Annotated in this window: 17 protein-coding genes; 9 read left to right on the plus strand and 8 right to left on the minus strand. The window is 68.5% G+C overall.

The genetic code is table 11. The features are described 5' to 3' along the window. Window positions 1–19 precede the first annotated feature (19 nt). Both ABIC70_RS09980 and xth read right to left on the minus strand, forming a co-directional pair. Window positions 20–643, minus strand: a complete 624-nt coding sequence (locus tag ABIC70_RS09980; protein ID WP_043380068.1) for a glutathione S-transferase family protein — start codon at window positions 641–643, stop codon at window positions 20–22. 71 nt (window positions 644–714) lie between these two features. Next, on the minus strand, window positions 715–1,509 hold the full coding sequence (gene xth, locus ABIC70_RS09985; protein ID WP_274927087.1) for an exodeoxyribonuclease III: 795 nt from the start codon (window positions 1,507–1,509) through the stop codon (window positions 715–717). Window positions 1,510–1,604: 95 nt separating this feature from the next. Between xth and ABIC70_RS09990 the strand changes: the two genes are divergently transcribed. The 3 genes from ABIC70_RS09990 (at window position 1,605) to glpX (ending at window position 4,846) form a co-directional block, all read left to right on the plus strand. Continuing rightward, complete coding sequence (locus ABIC70_RS09990; RefSeq protein WP_274927088.1) at window positions 1,605–2,291, plus strand: ceramidase domain-containing protein; 687 nt, start codon at window positions 1,605–1,607, stop codon at window positions 2,289–2,291. 109 nt (window positions 2,292–2,400) lie between these two features. After that, window positions 2,401–3,717: a homoserine dehydrogenase gene (locus tag ABIC70_RS09995; protein WP_354439634.1), complete on the plus strand. Its 1,317-nt coding sequence runs from the start codon at window positions 2,401–2,403 to the stop codon at window positions 3,715–3,717. Window positions 3,718–3,862: 145 nt separating this feature from the next. After that, window positions 3,863–4,846 (plus strand): class II fructose-bisphosphatase, encoded by a 984-nt coding sequence (glpX, locus tag ABIC70_RS10000; RefSeq protein WP_354439635.1) that lies wholly within the window; start codon window positions 3,863–3,865, stop codon window positions 4,844–4,846. Between the two features lie 61 nt (window positions 4,847–4,907). On the opposite strand, the gene ABIC70_RS10005 is transcribed toward glpX, so the two are convergent. Then, window positions 4,908–5,843 (minus strand): L,D-transpeptidase, encoded by a 936-nt coding sequence (locus tag ABIC70_RS10005; protein WP_043758118.1) that lies wholly within the window; start codon window positions 5,841–5,843, stop codon window positions 4,908–4,910. A 501-nt stretch (window positions 5,844–6,344) separates the two neighbouring features. Between ABIC70_RS10005 and ABIC70_RS10010 the strand changes: the two genes are divergently transcribed. From ABIC70_RS10010 to ABIC70_RS10025, 4 genes are all read left to right on the plus strand, one after another. Then, entirely contained in the window at window positions 6,345–7,595 is a 1,251-nt protein-coding gene (locus tag ABIC70_RS10010) for a nitrate/nitrite transporter (protein WP_279898138.1), read from the plus strand. Between the two features lie 215 nt (window positions 7,596–7,810). Next, window positions 7,811–9,103 carry an MFS transporter gene (locus ABIC70_RS10015; protein ID WP_043380055.1) on the plus strand — a complete coding sequence of 431 codons (1,293 nt, stop codon included), beginning with the start codon at window positions 7,811–7,813 and terminating at the stop codon, window positions 9,101–9,103. A 6-nt stretch (window positions 9,104–9,109) separates the two neighbouring features. Continuing rightward, entirely contained in the window at window positions 9,110–10,330 is a 1,221-nt protein-coding gene (locus tag ABIC70_RS10020; protein WP_075380445.1) for a CaiB/BaiF CoA transferase family protein, read from the plus strand. Window positions 10,331–10,354: 24 nt separating this feature from the next. Then, entirely contained in the window at window positions 10,355–11,167 is an 813-nt protein-coding gene (locus tag ABIC70_RS10025; protein WP_354439636.1) for an enoyl-CoA hydratase/isomerase family protein, read from the plus strand. 9 nt (window positions 11,168–11,176) lie between these two features. On the opposite strand, the gene ABIC70_RS10030 is transcribed toward ABIC70_RS10025, so the two are convergent. The 4 genes from ABIC70_RS10030 to dctP form a co-directional block, all read right to left on the minus strand. Next, entirely contained in the window at window positions 11,177–11,644 is a 468-nt protein-coding gene (locus ABIC70_RS10030; RefSeq protein ID WP_354439638.1) for a YbaK/EbsC family protein, read from the minus strand. A gap of 194 nt (window positions 11,645–11,838) precedes the next feature. Continuing rightward, complete coding sequence (locus ABIC70_RS10035; RefSeq protein WP_043356157.1) at window positions 11,839–13,191, minus strand: TRAP transporter large permease; 1,353 nt, start codon at window positions 13,189–13,191, stop codon at window positions 11,839–11,841. Then, on the minus strand, window positions 13,188–13,880 hold the full coding sequence (locus ABIC70_RS10040; RefSeq protein WP_354439639.1) for a TRAP transporter small permease: 693 nt from the start codon (window positions 13,878–13,880) through the stop codon (window positions 13,188–13,190). Before ABIC70_RS10040 ends, ABIC70_RS10035 begins: the two co-directional genes overlap by 4 nt. Continuing rightward, complete coding sequence (dctP, locus tag ABIC70_RS10045; protein ID WP_354439640.1) at window positions 13,877–14,899, minus strand: TRAP transporter substrate-binding protein DctP; 1,023 nt, start codon at window positions 14,897–14,899, stop codon at window positions 13,877–13,879. The genes ABIC70_RS10040 and dctP overlap by 4 nt, the downstream gene beginning before the upstream one ends. Window positions 14,900–15,093: 194 nt before the next feature. On the opposite strand from dctP, the gene ABIC70_RS10050 reads away from it, so the two are divergent. Continuing rightward, entirely contained in the window at window positions 15,094–15,747 is a 654-nt protein-coding gene (locus ABIC70_RS10050) for a GntR family transcriptional regulator (protein WP_043353293.1), read from the plus strand. Between the two features lie 185 nt (window positions 15,748–15,932). Next, window positions 15,933–16,862, plus strand: coding sequence for a class I SAM-dependent methyltransferase (locus ABIC70_RS10055; protein ID WP_354439641.1), 930 nt, complete (start codon window positions 15,933–15,935; stop codon window positions 16,860–16,862). Between the two features lie 4 nt (window positions 16,863–16,866). Here the strand turns inward: ABIC70_RS10055 and ABIC70_RS10060 are convergent, their stop codons facing one another. Further along, complete coding sequence (locus tag ABIC70_RS10060) at window positions 16,867–17,547, minus strand: GntR family transcriptional regulator (protein ID WP_043353288.1); 681 nt, start codon at window positions 17,545–17,547, stop codon at window positions 16,867–16,869. Window positions 17,548–17,551: the final 4 nt, after the last annotated feature.

The following is a 17,551-nucleotide window of genomic DNA, read 5'->3' on the forward strand; positions in this document are numbered from 1 at the left end:
GCCGGACCGCCCGGCCGGTTCAGCCCTTCTTGGCCTCGAGTGCGGCCTTGAACGACGGCCGCGCCAGCGTGGCGTCGACATAGGCCGCAAGCTTGGGCCAGCGGTCGGCATCGACCTTCGCCTGCGCCAAGTGCAGATTGTAGAAGCTGGTCGCGATGGAGATGTCGGCGATGCTGAACGCGTCACCGACCAGATACGGGCCCGAGATCTCGCGCTCCAGATAGTCGAACAGCGGCGGCAGGTCCGTGTCGAGCGCCTGGGCGACCGCACCTTCGTCGGTCGGCTGCTTCATCATGTTGGGTTTCAGCACCCGCTGGACGAAAGGCACGATCAGCTTCGCGAACAGTTCGGTGTCGCCGAACTTGTCGAACCAGACGGCGCGGCCGAGCGCCTTCGGTTCGGTCGGAACGAGGGCCGGCGTCGGGTGCTTCCGCTCCAGATACCAGAGGATCGCCGATGAATCGGCAAGGCGGAAACCGTCGTCCTCGATGGCTGGGATCTTCCCGAGCGGGCTCGCCGCCTGGAAGTCGGCATCCGGCGCGTGGAACATCACAGGCCTGTGCTCGTAGGCGATGCCCTTCTCGGCAAGCGAGACTAGGACCTTGCGGACGTAGGGCGAATAGCCGGTACCGTAGACGATCAAGCGTGGCTCCTGAGCTGAAAGACGGGCGGCGACCGGTCTGGTCGCTGCGCCCGCCAACATGGGTTATCTTTTCAGCCGGCCGTCAGTTCCACCGTCACCGGCACATGATCCGACGGCTTATCGAGCCCGCGCAGATGCTTCTGGACCGAGGCCGAGACCAGGCGGTCGCCGGCCTGGGGCGACAGCAGCACGTGATCGATGCGGATCCCGGCATTTCGCTGCCAGCAACCGGCCTGGTAATCCCAGAAGGTGTAGAGCCCATCGCGCGGGTCGCAGGCGCGCAGCGCATCGGTATAGCCCTCGGCGAGAAGCGCCCGGAACGCCGCGCGGGTCGTCCCGAGAAAGAGCGCGTCGGAGCGCCAAGCCTCCGGATCGGCCGCGTCGGCAGGTTCCGGGATGACGTTGTAGTCGCCCGCCAGCACCACCGCGATCTCGTCCTGCAGGAGTGCCCGGGCGTGGAGCCGCAGCCGCTCCATGAAGGCGAGCTTGTAGGCATATTTCGGGCTGTCCACCGGATTGCCGTTCGGCAGATAGATCGACGCCACGCGGACCGGGTGCGTCTCCGCGCCGGAGATGAGCGCCTCGATGTAGCGGGCCTGCTCGTCCGACGCATCGCCCGGAAGCCCGCGCCGGATCTCGGAGAGGGTGAGCGGTTCCCGGACGAGGAGCGCCACGCCGTTATAGGCCTTCTGGCCCAGCGTCTCGACCGCGTAGCCCGCCGCCTCGATGTCGGCCCGCGGGAAGGCCTCGTCCTGGCACTTGAGTTCCTGCAGGCAGACCACGTCGGGCCGAGCCTCCTCGAGGAAGGCGAGAAGATGCGGGAGCCGCTGCTTGATCGAATTGACGTTCCAGGTGGTGATCCGCATCGCCTCGCTTCCGGTCGCCGCCGGGCCGTCATCCGCGCTTCGCGTCGCGCTGACAAGGCCATCCCGGCGCAAGGACGGGGATCTAGGGTCGGCGGATGGACTGGTTCGAGCCGGTGAGAGCCTATTGCGAGCGCGGCGGTCCGCAATTCTGGGCCGAGCCGGCCAACGCCCTGTCGAACGCGGCTTTCCTCGTGGCGGCTGCCGCTGCCGCACGACGCGCCTCCGCAGCCGAGCCGCCGGACCGAGCCGGCCTCGCCCTATCCGCCCTGGTCGCGGTGGTGGGCATCGGCTCGTTCCTGTTTCACACGCTGGCGATCTACTGGTCGATGCTGGCCGACGTGATCCCGATCGCCCTGTTCATCTACGCGTATCTCGCGCTCGCCCTGCGGCGATTCCTGAGGCTGGCGCCGATCCGGGTCGCTGCGGCGACGGGGGGCTTCGCGCTCCTCGGCTTCGCCCTCACGCCCGTGCTCGACGGGCTTACCGGCCTCGACGTCGCGCGGCTCACCAACGGATCGGTCGACTACCTGCCCGCTCTGCTGGCGCTGTTCGGGATTGCGGGCGCGGTCACGCGTCGGCCGGAGGAGCGCTTTCTCGGGACCGGGCGGCGGCTCGCCGGGATCGGCCTCCTGTTCCTGATCTCGCTCGCCGCGCGGACCGCCGATCAGGCCGCCTGCACGCTTCTGCCGACCGGCACCCATCCGCTCTGGCACGTGCTGAACGCCGTCATCCTCTACGCCCTGGTGGCGACGGCGGTGCGGCACCGCGAGTCCGCCGGGTGAGCCGTCCGGCGATCCGGGGCCGTTTCCTTGCGGGCGGTGCGGAATTCTTGCAGAAGTGCGCCGCATCGGGCGCCCGGCCCATCACGGTCGCCCGGGTACGGAAGGGGTCATGACAGTGAGCTTTCGCCTCGGGATCGCCGGACTCGGGACCGTCGGTGCGGCCGTGGTCCGGATGGTCGAGCGCCGCCGCGCCGCCTTCACCGCCGCGGGCCTCGATCTCCGCGTCACGGCGGTGTCCTCGCGCGACCGCACCCGGGACCGCGGCCTCGACCTCGCCGGCATCGAATGGTTCGACGATCCGGTGGCGCTCGCCCGGTCCGGTTCCGTGGACTGCGTGGTCGAGCTGATCGGCGGCGCCGAAGGACCGGCCAAGGCGGTGGTCGAGGCGGCGCTGGATGCCGGCAAGCCGGTGGTGACCGCCAACAAGGCGCTGCTTGCCCGCCACGGTGCCGCCCTCGCCACGCGCGCCGAGGACAAGGGCGTAGCCCTCGCCTTCGAAGCGGCGGTGGCCGGCGGCATCCCGGTGATCAAGACCCTCCGCGAGGGCCTGCCGGGCAACACGATCTCCCGCGTCTACGGAATTCTCAACGGCACCTGCAACTACATCCTCAGCCGCATGGAGCGCGAGGGCCTGACCTTCGAGGCCTGCCTGAAGGATGCGCAGGCCCTGGGCTACGCCGAGGCCGATCCGACCTTCGACGTCGAAGGTTTCGACACGGCCCACAAGCTCGCGATTCTGACGAGCCTGGCCTTCGGGACCGCAGTCGACGCCGAGGGCGTGTCGGTGGAGGGCATCTCCCGGGTGCAGCCTCTCGACCTGCGCATGGCGGACGAGCTCGGCTACCGGATCAAGCTCCTCGGCGTCGCGCAGGCGGCCGAGGCCGGCATCGAGCAGCGGGTCCACCCGACGATGGTGCCGAAATCCTCCGCCATCGCGCAGGTCATGGGCGTGACCAACGCCGTGACGATCGACGCGGATGCGGTGGGCGAGCTGACGCTGATCGGTCCCGGTGCCGGCGGCGAGGCGACGGCCTCCGCGGTCGTGGCCGACATCGCCGACGTGGCGCGCGGCGTGATCCGCCCGACCTTCGGCAATCCGGCCGCCGCGATGCGCCCCAGTGAGCGCGTGGAGATGCAGCGGCACGAGGGCGGCTACTACATCCGCCTCACCGTCCATGATCGCCCGGGCGTCGCGGCGGGTGTCGCTCAGCGGATGGCCGAGCGGGAGATATCCCTGGAGAGCATCCTGCAACGCCGCATCGAGGGCGCGGAGACGGATCCGCACGGCCGCTCCGGACGGCCCGTGCCGCTGGTGCTGATCACCTATGCGGCGACCGAGGGTAACATCCGGGACGCCCTCGACGCGATCGGCGCCGACGGCCTGCTGGCGGAGCCGCCGCAGGTGATCCGGATCGAGCGCGAATAACAGTGCATGCCGGACGGTGATCCGCGAGGCCTTGATGCAGGATAGTGGGCGCCCGCGAACAGGGGTATAGGCTTGGCGGCCGTCATTCGACGGCGTCCACCCGGGATCCGACTTCAAGATCGGGCTCGGACAAAGGCAGGAAACCATGGCTGAGGCCCCCAAGTCGGCATCGCGCGGCGTCCCGCGCACGCTCGCCCTCGAACTCGCCCGGGTCACGGAGCGCGCCGCCATCGCCGCCGCGCGATTGCGCGGCCAGGGCGACGAGAAGGCGGCGGACCAGGCGGCGGTCGACGCGATGCGCGACGAGCTGAACAGCCTGCCCATCCGCGGAACCGTGGTGATCGGCGAGGGGGAGCGCGACCAGGCGCCGATGTTGTTCATCGGGGAGCAGCTCGGTCTCGGCGAGGGGCCGGAGGTCGACATCGCGGTGGATCCGCTGGAGGGAACGACCCTCTGCGCCAAGGACATGCCCGGGGCGATCGCGGTCATGGCGATGGCCGAGCGCGGCTCGCTCCTCGCGGCCCCCGACGTCTACATGCAGAAGATCGCCATCGGACCGGGCTATCCGCCGGGTCTCGTCGATCTCGACGCCAGTCCCACCGACAACATCGCTGCCCTGGCCCGGGCCAAGGGGGTCGAGCCGAAGCAGATCACGGCCCTGATCCTCGACCGGCCCCGGCACGCCGCCCTCGTGGCCGAGGTGCGGGCGGCCGGCGCGGCGGTCCGCCTGATCTCGGACGGCGACATCGCGGGGATCATCTTCACCGCGAGCCCCGAGGAGACGGGCATCGACCTTTATCTCGGAACCGGGGCGGCTCCCGAAGGCGTCCTGGCCGCCGCGGCGATGCGCTGCATCGGCGGCCAGATGCAGGGACGCCTGATCCTCGACACCCCCGACCGGCGGCGCCGGGCCGCCGAGATGGGCATCGAGGATCTCGACCGGAAATACGATCTGACCGACCTCGCGAGCGGCGACGTCATCGTGGCCGCCACGGGCATCACGGACGGGGCGCTTCTGCGGGGCGTCCGATTCCGACCGGACCGGATCCAGACCGAGACGCTGGTCTACCGTTCCGAGGCCGGCACGGTCCGGCGAATCCTCGGCGAGCACCGCCGCGGCTTAACCTGAAGCCGCAGGCCGCTGCCGCCGGTTCTACCGGCGGCGCGGCTGATCGCGGTTCAGCCGGGCATCAATTCAGCACGACCACCTTGGTGCCGACATTGACGCGGCTGAACAGGTCGATCGCGTCCTGGTTGATCATGCGGATGCAGCCCGACGACACGCTCTTGCCGATGGAGAAAGGCTCCAGAGTCCCGTGGATGCGGAACAGCGTGTCCTTGTTGCCCTGCCAGAGGTACATGGCCCGGGCGCCGAGGGGATTGCGCAGGCCGCCCGAGACGCCGAGGCCGCTCTGCAGCTTGTCGACCTCGCTCGCGAGCTTCGGGCTGCGGGCAATCATCTCCTTGGGCGGGTACCAATCCGGCCAGGCCTGCTTGGAATTGACCGTCGCGGTGCCCGACCACGAGAAGCCTTGCTTGCCGACACCGACGCCGTAGCGGCGGGCCCGGCCGTTGCCTTCCACCAGGGTCAGTTGGTGGGCCCGCGGGTCGACGATGATCGTCCCCGGCTCGTAGGGCCCGTGATAGGCGATCTCCTGGCGCAAGAAGGCCGGGTTCATTTTCTTGTAGTTGAACGCCTGCACCGGGAACACGTCGTCGGTGATCGGGCCATAGATCTTGGCGTAATCGATCGGCTCGTTGTCGGGCGCGCGCAGGATGGCCTTCGCCTTCGCGGCCTCCAGGGGCGAAAGACCTTCGGCGGGCGGTGCCCCGCCCGGACGGGCCGGGACGGTCGCGTCGGGGTCGAAGCTGGCGGCTGGAGGCGCGACGGGCGCCTGGACCGCCGGGGCGGGGCGCACGAAATCCGTGCGGCCCGTATAGGGCAGGTAGCGGCCGCCGCGACGCACATAGAGCGCACCGCTCTGATCCTGATAGAGCTGGCCGTCATCGCCGAACCCGTCGATGCCGGCATCGCCGACCGGGCCGCGGCCCTGGGCGTGAACGGTCGAGGCAAAGGCGAGGACTGTGAAGCCGGCCAGGAGAAGGCGACGGATCGAGGCGGACATGGATCGAAATTCCTCGGGAGGCGACACCGGGACTTGCCGCGGCGCGCAATCGAGCGGGCCTGCACGAAGTCGCGGCGGAGCTCGTCCCGGGGCTTAGCAAAACTCACGCTTTGCCGCCAAGTTGCCGACCGTGATCGAAGGCAATTTACTGGGTCTTCCGGACCGTTTCTCCGCCCCTGTGTTGCGCGCATGCAGCAACCATTACGAGCTGCGGCGCTCACCGATCCGTGATGGCGCCGTCCGGCCGCCCGTTTACTCGGCAGGCCTGCCTCGATGAACGGCAGCGGTTGGATCGATTCCGACCCGATCCCGGGCCCGCCCGTTTGGGGCGATCGGCGCGTCGCGCATCAAACCCGACGTGGCACGCATGCTGCATTGCTCGATCAGCCGCGCCTGCTGCGGCGGCGGAGCAACGGCGCTCCAAACAGCGGACGGTGTGAGTCCGGATCCCCGGCATGAGCGACCGCGCAGCGGTTCGCCTCCTTTCGACGAGCACCAGCTATGGCCAGCTTCAAAACGGTGATGAAGTCGGGTCACCCCCCGACGCTGTTCGCGGCATTCCTCTATTTCGACTTCTGCTTCGCCATCTGGGTCCTGAACGGCGCCATGGGCCCGTTCATCACCGAGACCTTCAAGCTCACGCCGGCCCAGACCGGCTTCATGATCTCCCTTCCGATCCTCGCCGGGGCGCTGATGCGCTTCCCGCTTGGGATCCTGGCCCAGTATATCGGCCGCAAGAATGCCGCGATCACCGAGATGAGCGTGATCATGCTGGCGATGGCCTACGGATATCTCTTCGTCTCGTCCTACAACGACGTGCTCGCCATGGGCGTCCTGCTGGGCATCGCCGGCGCGTCCTTCGGCGTTGCACTGTCCCTCGGATCGGGATGGTTCCCACCGGAGCACAAGGGCTTGGCGATGGGCATCGCGGGCGCCGGCAATTCTGGCACCGTGCTGGCCGTGCTGTTCGCCCCGCCGCTGGCGCAGGCCTATGGCTGGCAGACCACCTACGCCTTCGCCGGCATCGTCATGCTCCTGCCGCTGGCGATCATGATCGTGCTCGCCAAGGAGCCGCCGGATTGCGAGCACCAGTCGTTCAAGGAACACGTCTCCTGCCTCTTCACCAAGGATGGCTGGGCGTTCTCGCTGATTTACGTCATCACCTTCGGCGGCTTCATCGGCCTGTCGAACTTCCTGCCGACCTTCTTCTACGAGCAGTTCGCCGTGACGAAGGTCGAGGCCGGGCGCCTGACCATGCTGGCGGCCTTCATGGGCTCGGGGATTCGGATCGTCGGCGGCTACTTCGCCGATCGGATGGGCGGGATCGCCGTGCTGTCGGTGGTGCTGCTCGCGGCGATCGCCACGCTCCTGTCCCTGACGGCGACCCCGTCGCTGGCATTGACCACGATCCTGTTCATGCTGTGCTTCGCGGCGCTTGGGGCCGGCAACGGCGCCCTCTTCCAGCTCGTTCCCCTGCGGTGGCCCAACAACACCGCCGTCGCCGGCTCGATGATCGGCGAGATCGGGGCCCTCGGAGGCGCCATCCTTCCGAACGTCATGGGCCTGTCCAAGCAGTATACCGGGTCGTTCTCCATCGGCTTCATCGGCTACGCCGCCTTCACGGCGGTCGTGCTCGGCTGCCTCGCCCTCTGGCAGCGGAAGTGGGTCGGAAGCTGGGTCGGGCCTCGCGGCAAGGCCCTGGGCGCAGCGACCGAAGCCGAACAGAACCAGCTGCAGCCCGTCACGGCCTGACAGCCCGCGTCGCGAACGCGATCACCCAGAACGGGGGCCCAAGCGGCCCCCGTTTTCCGTTGGAGCGACCGGATCGATCGCGCGCCGGATACAAGTCGGCGGTTGCCTTCTGCCGCGCGACGCGTTTGAATAATGCATTATGAAAGAGCGTCCGGTCCATCAGCCGAGGCGCCCGGCGACCGCCAGCGGCGGCGCCCCGATGGGAGGAACGGTCGATGTCGAAGCGCATCAGCGCCACGAACGGCGTGCTCGGCCTGCTCTGCGTGATGTATTTCATCACCTATCTGGACCGGGTGAACATCGCGACCGCCGGCGCAGAGATCATGCGCGATTTCGGGATGTCGAAAACCGATTTCGGTCTGATTCTGTCGGCCTTCGCGTATCCCTACGCGATCTTCCAAGTGATCGGCGGGTCGGTCGGCGACAAGTTCGGCGCCCGGCGCACGCTGCTCGCCTGCGGCGTGATCTGGGCTGCCGCGACGATCCTGACCGGAATGGTCGGCGGCTTGGTGAGCCTGTTCCTGGCCCGGGTCCTGCTCGGCTTCGGCGAAGGTGCGACCTTCCCCACCGCCACCCGCGCAATGCAGAACTGGACCGCGCCCGGCCGCCGCGGCTTCGCCCAGGGCATCACCCACGCCTTCGCGCGCCTCGGCAACGCGGTGGCGCCGCCGATCGTCGCCTTCCTGATCTTCCATTTCGGGTGGCGGACCAGCTTCGTGATCCTCGGCGCCGTGAGCTTTATCTGGGTGGCGATCTGGTGGCTGTATTTCCGCGACGATCCCTCCGACCACCCGGCGATCACCCGGGCCGAACTCGACACGCTGCCGCCGCCCCGCAAGGTCGGGGCGAAGCAGAGCGTCCCGTGGGGCGCTCTGACCCGCCGCATGCTGCCGGTCACCATCACGTATTTCTGCTACGGCTGGACCCTGTGGCTGTTCCTCGGCTGGCTGCCGAGCTTCTTCAAGGAGAACTACAGCCTCGACCTGAAGAACTCGGCGCTGTTCGCTTCGGGCGTGTTCTTCGCCGGCGTGGTGGGCGACACGGTTGGCGGCATGATGAGCGACGCCATCCTGCACCGGACTGGCAAGGTGAAGCTCGCCCGCCTGTCGGTGATCGTCGTCGGGTTCCTCGGCGCCGCTGCGAGCCTCGCCGGCGTTTTCATGACGCGGGATCTGACCCTGGTGGCGCTGCTCCTGTCCTCGGGTTTCTTCTTCGCCGAGCTGGTCATCGGGCCGATCTGGTCCGTGCCAATGGATATCGCGCCGAAATATGCCGGCACCGCCAGCGGGTTGATGAATACCGGTTCGGCCGTGGCCGCGATCGTCTCGCCGATCGTCTTCGGCGTGATCGTCGACATGACGGGGAGCTGGACGCTGCCCTTCGTCGGTTCGATCGGCCTGTGCCTGCTCGGTGCGGCGCTGGCCTTCACGATGCACCCCGAGCGGGAATTCGTGGATCCCGCCCCGCCACTCGATGGTCGCGTGGGCTCCGTGGCGGCCGGGGAGTAGCGCGCGATGGCGGAAGCGATGAAACGGTCCGGTCCGCTCGCCGGGATGCGGGTGATCGAGCTCGCCCACATCATGGCCGGTCCGGTCTGCGGGCTGATGCTCGCCGACATGGGCGCGGAGGTGATCAAGGTCGAGAAGATGGACGGCGACGACACGCGTCGCACCGTTCCGCCGGCCCTGGAAGGCGAGAGCGCCGCCTACATGATGATGAACCGCGGCAAGCGCGGCATCAGTCTCGACCTGAAGGACCCGGACGGTGTCGCGGTCCTGCGCCGCCTGCTCAAGGGGGCCGACGCGCTGATCGAGAACTACCGCGGCGGCACGATGGAGCGCCTCGGGATCGGCTACGAGACGCTGCGCGAGGAGTTTCCCGAACTCGTCTACTGCTCCCTGTCCGGCTTCGGCCGCACCGGGCCCTATGCCGACCGGGCCGGATTCGACCTCGTGGCGCAGGGCATGAGCGGGCTCATGTCGGTCACCGGCGAAGGTCCGGGGCGGCCGCCGATGAAGTGCGGGCCTCCGGTCACCGACATCACCGCCGGCATCCTGGCCGCCATGGGCGTTCTGGCGGCCTATTCGAACCGGCTCCGGACGGGGCGGGGCCAGGCCGTCGACACGTCGCTGTTCGAAGCGGGCATTACCCACACCTACTGGCAATCGGCCATCGCCATGGCGACCGGGATCGCGCCGGGGCCGATGGGCTCGGCCCATCCGCTGAACGCACCCTACGAGGCGTTCGAGACCGCCGACGGCTGGATCACCATCGGCGCGGCCAACCAGACCAACTGGCTGCGCCTGCTGAAGGCGATCGGAGCCGACAGTCTCGCCGATGACCCGCGCTTCGCCATGAATCGCGACCGGATGGCCAACCGGCACGAACTCGCCGCGACCCTCGCACCGGTCTTCCGGGCGCACAGCTCGGCCGAATGGCTCGCCCGGCTCGAAGCCGGCGGCGTCCCGGCCGGGCCGGTGCTCGACGTCAATGCCATGCACCGGGATCCGCAGGCCCTCGCCCGCGAGATGGTGGTGGAGGTCGAACACCCGCGGGTCGGCCGCATGAAGACCCTCGGCCTGCCGGTGAAGTTCTCGGAGACCCCGGGGCGCGTGCATGGGCCGGCCCCGTTGCTTGGCGAGCATTCCCGGGCGATCCTGGCGGAGGCCGGATACGCCTCGGCCGAGATCGACGCGCTGATCGCGCGCGGCGTGGTCCGCGAGACCGCGGCCTGACCCCGCCACCCGGAGACCCCGCGCATGAGTGCCACGCCCGCCACCGACGAACTGCTGTTCACGACCGATGAGGCCGGCATCGCCCGCATCGTCCTGAATCGGCCGCAGGCCCGCAACGCGCTCACCTTCGCGATGTATCAGGGCCTGATCACCTGCTGCGAGGCGATCGCCGGCAATCCGGCCATCAAGGCGCTGGTCATCACCGGTGCCGGCGAGAAGGCTTTCGCGGCCGGCACCGACATCGCCCAGTTCCGCAGCTTCAGCACGGCGGAGGATGCGCTGGGCTACGAGCGGTTCATGGACAAGGTGCTGGGCTCCCTGGAGCGGCTGCGGGTTCCGACCATCGCGGCCATCGCGGGTGCGTGCACGGGCGGCGGCGCGGCCATCGCGGCGGCCTGCGACCTCCGCATCGCCACCCGCGATGCCCGCTTCGGCTTCCCCATCGCCCGGACGCTGGGCAATTGCCTGAGCCAGGGCAATCTGAAGCGGCTTTCCGGTCTGATCGGGCCGGCGCGGGTGAAGGACATCATCTTCACCGCCCGCCTGGTCGGGGCCGAGGAGGCGCTGGCCATCGGGCTGATCGGCGAGATGGTGGACGATTGCGCCGCGCTCACCGAGCGGGTCGATACCCTGGCGCAGCTCCTCGCCAACCACGCGCCGCTGACCATGCAGGCGACCAAGGAAGGACTCCGGCGGCTGGCGGAGGAGGAGGCGGTCGCCGAGGGCGCGCCACATCCCGGCGATGACCTGATCCTCATGTGCTACATGAGCCAGGATTTCCGCGAAGGCATGGAGGCCTTCCTGGGCAAGCGCTCGCCCAACTGGACCGGGCGCTGAGGGCAGCCCTCAGGTCGGCAGCGCGCAGACATCGACCCAGGCGGCGCCGGTCAGTTCGGCCATCCGCGCCGGCGCGATCCGCACGGAGCTGTGGGTGCCGCCGGCGGCCGGCACCACCTCGTCGAACGCTTGGAGCGAGACGTCGCAGTAGACGGGCAGGGGCGTGGCCAGGCCGAACGGGCAGACGCCGCCCACAGGGTGGCCGGTGACCGCTTCGACCTCGCCGAGATCGAGCATCCTCACCTTGCCGCCGAAGACGACCTTGGCCTTCCTGTTGTCGAGACGCGCGTCGCCACGGGTGACGACGAGAGCGACATGATCGCCCACGCGGATCGACAGGGTCTTGGCGATCTGCGCCGGAGCGACGCCATGGCCCTTGGCCGCCTCGGCGACGGTCGCGGTGCTGGCCTCGAGCTCGATGACCGCGATGTCGGGCGCCTTCTCGGCGAAGAAGGCGCGCACGGATGCGAGACTCATGATTCGTTCCGAAGCTTCGATCAGGGCAGTGCGGGAAGCCCGCTGCCATAGGCGCCCCGGCACGCTTCAGCCATCGCCTGGACGCGACCCGCCGGTGCGTGGGAGGCGGCGCTCGCGCGGCTGCACCCCGGCATGCGGCAGGCCCTTCCCCGGACGGAGAAGGGCCTGCCTTCGGGATCGATACGTCGGTCCGCCTACCGTGTGGTCGCCAGCAGCAGGTCCGGGAGCCACAGGGCGATGCCCGGGACGAGGCACAGGATCAGGATCGCCACCGCCATCAGGATCACGAAGGGCAACGTCCCCCAGATGATGTCCGACAGCGGGATGTCGGGGGCGATGTTCTTGATGACGAAGATGTTCAGGCCCACCGGCGGGTGGATTAGGCCCATCTCCATGGTGATGGTCATCACCACGCCGAACCACACGAGGTCGAAGCCGGCGGCCTTGAGCGGCGGCAGGATGATCGGCGCCGTCATCAGGATGATCGAGACCGGCGGCAGAAAGAAGCCCAGCGCGATCACCAACGCCAGGATGGTCAGCAGCAGCAGCCAGGGCGAGAGCTGCATCGCGACGATCGCGGCGGCGGCCGATTGCGAGATGTGCAGGTAGCTCATCACGTAGGCGTAGAGCAGCGACATGCCGATGATCAGCATCAGCATGGTCGATTCCCGCAGGGTCGCGGTCAGGATCGGCGTGACGTCGCGGAACCGCCAGACGCCGTAGATCGCGGCGATGAGCGCCAGCGCCATCAGGCCGCCGAGACCCGCGGTTTCCGAGGGCGTGGCGTAGCCGCCGTAGAGCGCCACCATCACGCCGGTGAGCAGTACCACGAAGGGCAGGACCCGCGGCAGCGTCGAGAAGCGCTGCGCCATGCTGTACTGATCGTCGGCCAGGATCGGCGAGGCCGGTCCGCCGCGCTCCATCACGGCCTTGGCCGCGGCGTATTCCGAGCGGAAGCGCACGATCGACCACGCCGCGAACAGGGCCACGAGCAGCAGCCCGGGTCCGATGCCGGCGAGGAACAGGCGTCCGAGCGACTGCTCGGCCGCCACCGCGTACAGGATCATGGTGATCGAGGGCGGCAGCAGGATTCCGAGCGTGCCGCCCGCCGCGATGATCCCGGCGGCGAAGCCCGGCGAGTAGCCGCGCTTGCGCATCTCCGGGATGCCGGCCGAGCCAATCGCCGAGCAGGTTGCCGGGCTCGAGCCCGCCATGGCGGCGAACAGCGCACAGGCGAACACGTTGGCGATGCCGAGACCGCCCGGGATGCGGTGCATCCAGGCGTGCATGGCCGAGTAGAGGTCCTGCCCGGCCTTGGACCGGCCGATGGCCGCACCCTTCAGGATGAAGAGCGGGATCGACAGCAGGGTGATGGAGGCCATCTCCTCGTAGACGTTCTGCGCCACCGTATCGAGGGAGGCGCCGGGCATGAACGCCACCATGAAGGCGAGCGCCACGAAGCCGAGGGCGAAGGCGATGGGGATGCCCGAGAGCATCGCACCCAGGGTCGCGCCCGCGTACAGGAAGCCGATCGCGGCCGTGCTCATCGTTCAACCTTCGCGGAAACGGTCTGACCCATCGGATCCGGTCCTCGAGGCGCAACCTCGGGCGCCCCGTGCATGTCGCGGTTGACGTCGGCCCCGAGCCCGATCTTGGGCTGTGCCCAGCCGGCGGCCCGCGGCCCGTAGGCCAGGCCCTCGGCGATCTGGAGGACGAACTGGATGCACAGCAGGCTCATCCCGACGGACATCAGCGTATAGGGGATCCAGAGGGGCGGCCCCCAGGTCGATTGCGAGACCTGCCCGTCGACCCAGGCCTCGTGATCCAGCGACCAGCTCTTCCAGGCGAAGAACAGGCAGAAGGCGAGGCTGACGATGTCGGCCAGCAGAAGGCGCACGCGGTTGGCGGTCGGCGGCAGGAGACCGGTCAGGGCCTCGATCGCGACGTGGCCGCGCTTGGCCTGGACGCCGGCGGCCGACAGGAAGGTGGCCCCGATGATCAGGAACACCGCCATCTCGTCCTGCCACTCCGTCGGTTCCTTCAGGAGATAGCGGACGACCACGCTGTGGGTCAGGACGAGGCAGGCCGCCACCAGGCAGAGGCCGCCGACCGCCAGGATCACTTGATTCAGCAGGCGCATCGTCCGGTCGAAGGCGCCGAGCAGGCCGGGCAAACGCGGCTCGGCCGCGCCCCGCGCCTCCGGAGCGGCCGTAGCCGCGTCGAAGCCGTGGCTCACGCGACCTGCTCCGCGAGCTTCAGCAGTTCCGCGCAGTTCGCGTTCTTGGCGGCGTAGTCCTTCCAGGCCGTGTTGCGGGCGAGGTCCCGCCACTGACCCAGCGACTTCTCGTCAACCTGGACGACCTTGGCCCCGGCCTTGGAGAAGATCTCCTCGACCCGGGTGTCATCCTCCTTGGCGCCGGCTTGGCCGAAGGCCTCCAGCTCGGTGCCCACCGCCATGATCAGGTCCTGCTGCTCCTTCGGCAGGCCCGCGAACACGATCTTCGACATCATGATCGGCTCGAGCATGAACCAGTAGGAGCGCTCGCGGCCCGAGGTGAGGGCCTTGGACAGCTCTTCCAGGCGGAAGGAGATCAGGCTGGTGGACGAGGTGATCACCGCATCGCAGGCTCCGGTCTGCATCGCCGCGTAGGATTCGTTCGACGGGATGGAGAGGGTGGCTGCGCCGGCCTCTTTCATCATCATGTCCATCTCGCGCGAACCGCCCCGGACCTTCATGCCCTTGGCGTCGGCCGGCGAAACGAGAGCGCGCTCGCGGCTCGCGACGCCGCCGGCCTGCCAGACCCACGAGACCAGGACGATCCCCTTGGCGTCGAGGATTTCCGAGAGCTTGCGCCCGACCGGCGCCGCCTTCCAGGCCACCGCCTGGGCATAGGACGTCACCAGCGCCGGCATCAGGCCGATATTCAGCTCCGGCACCTCGCCGCCGGCATAGGGGCTCGGATAGAGCGACATGTCGAGGGCGCCCTTGCGCATCGCGCCGAACTGGGCGTTCGTCTTCATCAGCGAGGAGCCGGGATAGACTTGGACGTCCAGGGCGCCCTTCGAGCGCTCGCCGACCATCTTGGCGAACTTCCGGCACATGCGGTCGCGGAAATCGCCCTCGTCGATGGTGCCGCCCGGGAACTGGTGGGACAGCTTCAGCGTGGTGGCGGCCTGGGCCGAGCCCAGCCCGAACCGCAGGACCGCCGGAGCCGCGAGCGTGGCCGCGATCAGCGAGCGACGAGTTGGCGTCATGGATTTCTCCCGCACCGCAAACAACGCGGCAAAGTTTTGTGCGCCGCAATAGTGGGGCGCTTCGTTGTATGCATGGAAAACCGCCTTGTATATTTTGTCAATGCTCCAGCATAATGTTCGCGTGCGTTGGACATCCGCCGGCCTCAACGGGCGGGACGACGCGCGGCCCGACGATCGGGGGAGGAACCAGGCGCATGAGCCACGCGCAACGGCTACGGCAGCGAATCGAGGACGAGATCGTGGCGGGCGAACTCGCGCTGGGATCGCGGCTCGATGAGAATCAGCTCGCGGCCCGTTTCGGGGTCTCGCGCACGCCGATCCGCGAGGCGCTGCTGCAGCTCGCCGTGACCGGACTCGTCCAAACGAAGCCCCGGCGCGGCGCCATCGTCAGCGCACCCGAGCCACACCTGCTGCTGGCCATGTTCGAGACGATGGCGGAAATCGAGGCGGCGTGCGGTCGCCTCGCCGCACGCCGCCTCGTGGCCGAGGATGCCGCCGCGCTGCGCGCCGCCCTCGAAGGCTGCCGCGGGGCTTTGTCGACGGAGGATACCGAGGCCTATTACGCCGAGAATTACGTGTTCCATACGGTGGTGTATCGGGCCAGCCGCAACGCCTTCCTGGCGGAGCAGGCGCTGTCACTGCACCGCCGTCTCGCGCCGTATCGGCGTCTGCAGCTGCGCGTGCGCCAGCGCCTGCCGCAATCGCTTGCCGAACACGAAGCGATCGTCGCTGCCATCATCGCCGGAGACGAAGTCGGGGCGGCCGAGGCGCTCCGGAGCCACGTCATCGTCCAGGGTGACCGGTTCACCGATCTGGTCGCGGGGTTGCGGGCGCAGAGCGCGGCCTGAAAGCTTCGACCTCTCCGGGTGCCTGACAATCATCCCGCGGCGCAGACCGCCCGCAGCGGGCCGCGAAGCCGGTGCGTCTTCATCGCCTCCTAACCGTGAAATCAGGTCGGACTGCGTAGGTGGTCCACCGGACTCGACCAGAAGTTGCAATCCCGGCATCCTTCACCCGGAACCCGGGAGGCACCATGCTGAAGGACGTTGTCAGGACTGCCGGCCGACGCGCGGGGGTGGATATCTTCCGGGCGAGCGGCGAAGCCTTCCGCTGGAGTCATACGGTCCACGATTACTACCCGGTCGTGCCGTCCGCGCGGTGGAAGCCGGGCCAGGCGCCGCACGGCCGGCTCAAAGCCGTCCTCGGCCAGAACCATGCGGCCTACGAGGCATTCCTCACCGCCCTGGAAGCGCAGGCCGACCTGCTCCACAGCGTCCCGCACGACGCCCACGCTGAGGGTTCGGCTGCACCGCACTGGAACAACACGTGGTTCACCGCCCTCGACGGCGCCGCCCTGCTGACGATGCTGGCCTGGAAGCGCCCTGAACGATACTTCGAGATCGGCTCCGGGTGCTCGACCTGCTTCGCGCGCCACGCGATCGACACGCTGAAGCTGCCGACGCGGATCACCTCCATCGATCCGATGCCACGCCGCGAGATCGACGCCCTGTGCGACTGGACCGTCCGCAGCCCGCTGGAATCCTGCGACCTGAAGATCTTCGAGGAACTGAAGGCCGGCGACATCCTGTTCTTCGATGGATCGCATCGGTCCTTCGCGAATTCCGACGTCACGGTGTTCTTTTTCGAGGTGATGCCGCGCCTCGCGCCGGGCGTGATCGTACAGATCCACGACATCTTCATTCCGGACGATTATCCGTCAGCCTGGAATTGCCGCCTGTACAACGAGCAGTATCTTCTGGCCGCGATGCTGCTGTGCGGCGCTCCGCCGTTCCGCGTGACCGTGCCGGTGATGTATATCTGTCAGGACCCGGCGATGAGCGCCCGGGTGAAGATGGTCTTTGCCGCCCGCGCGACCGGACCGGACATTCCGTTCCTCTACGCGAACGATTCCCGCACCCCGGGCGCGTCGTTCTGGTTCGAGATGACGGGGATGCCGGGCTGAGCCTTCAGGCAACCTCCGCCGCGCCGTAATTGGCGGCGATGACGGACTTCTTCCCGCGGATATGCTCGCGCATCAGGACGGCCAGGGCAGCGCCGTCCCGAGCACGGAGGAGTTCGATCATCCGTTCGTGCTCGGAGACCGCGCGGGCCCACTGATCCGGGGTCTGGTGCGCGGAATACCGCGACCTTTGGATCCGGCCGGACAGGCTCTCGTAGATATTCGCCAGAATGACGTTGCGACTGGCCGCCATGATGCCTTCGTGGATCCGGCGGTTGTGGCTGAAGTAGCCTGCCTCGTCGCCCGACTGCCAGGCCGCCACCATCGCGTCGTGGTCGACCGCGAGGGCGTCGATCTCGGCGTCGGTGATGGTGCGGCAGGCCAGGTCCCCGGCGGTCGCCTCGAGCCCGGCGATCACCTCCATCATTTCCTCGAGCTCGGTCTCCGAGATGCTGGCGACCCGCGCCCCGCGGTTCGGAAGCAGTTCGAGCAGCCCTTCCGTCGCCAGGATCTTGATCGCCTCGCGGAGCGGGGTCCGCGAGATCCCGAAGCGCTCCGTCAGCTCGCTCTCGTTGATCCGGGCCTTCGGCTCCATCTCCCCGGACCGGATCAGCTCCCGCATCCGGTCCGCGACCTCGTCGTGGAGGTAGCGGCGGCTGATGCCGATCCCGGGCTCGATCTTGTTCATGGTC

Origin of the sequence: Methylobacterium sp. 1973 (assembly GCF_040545035.1) — a bacterium.
GTDB classification, from domain to species: domain Bacteria; phylum Pseudomonadota; class Alphaproteobacteria; order Rhizobiales; family Beijerinckiaceae; genus Methylobacterium; species Methylobacterium fujisawaense.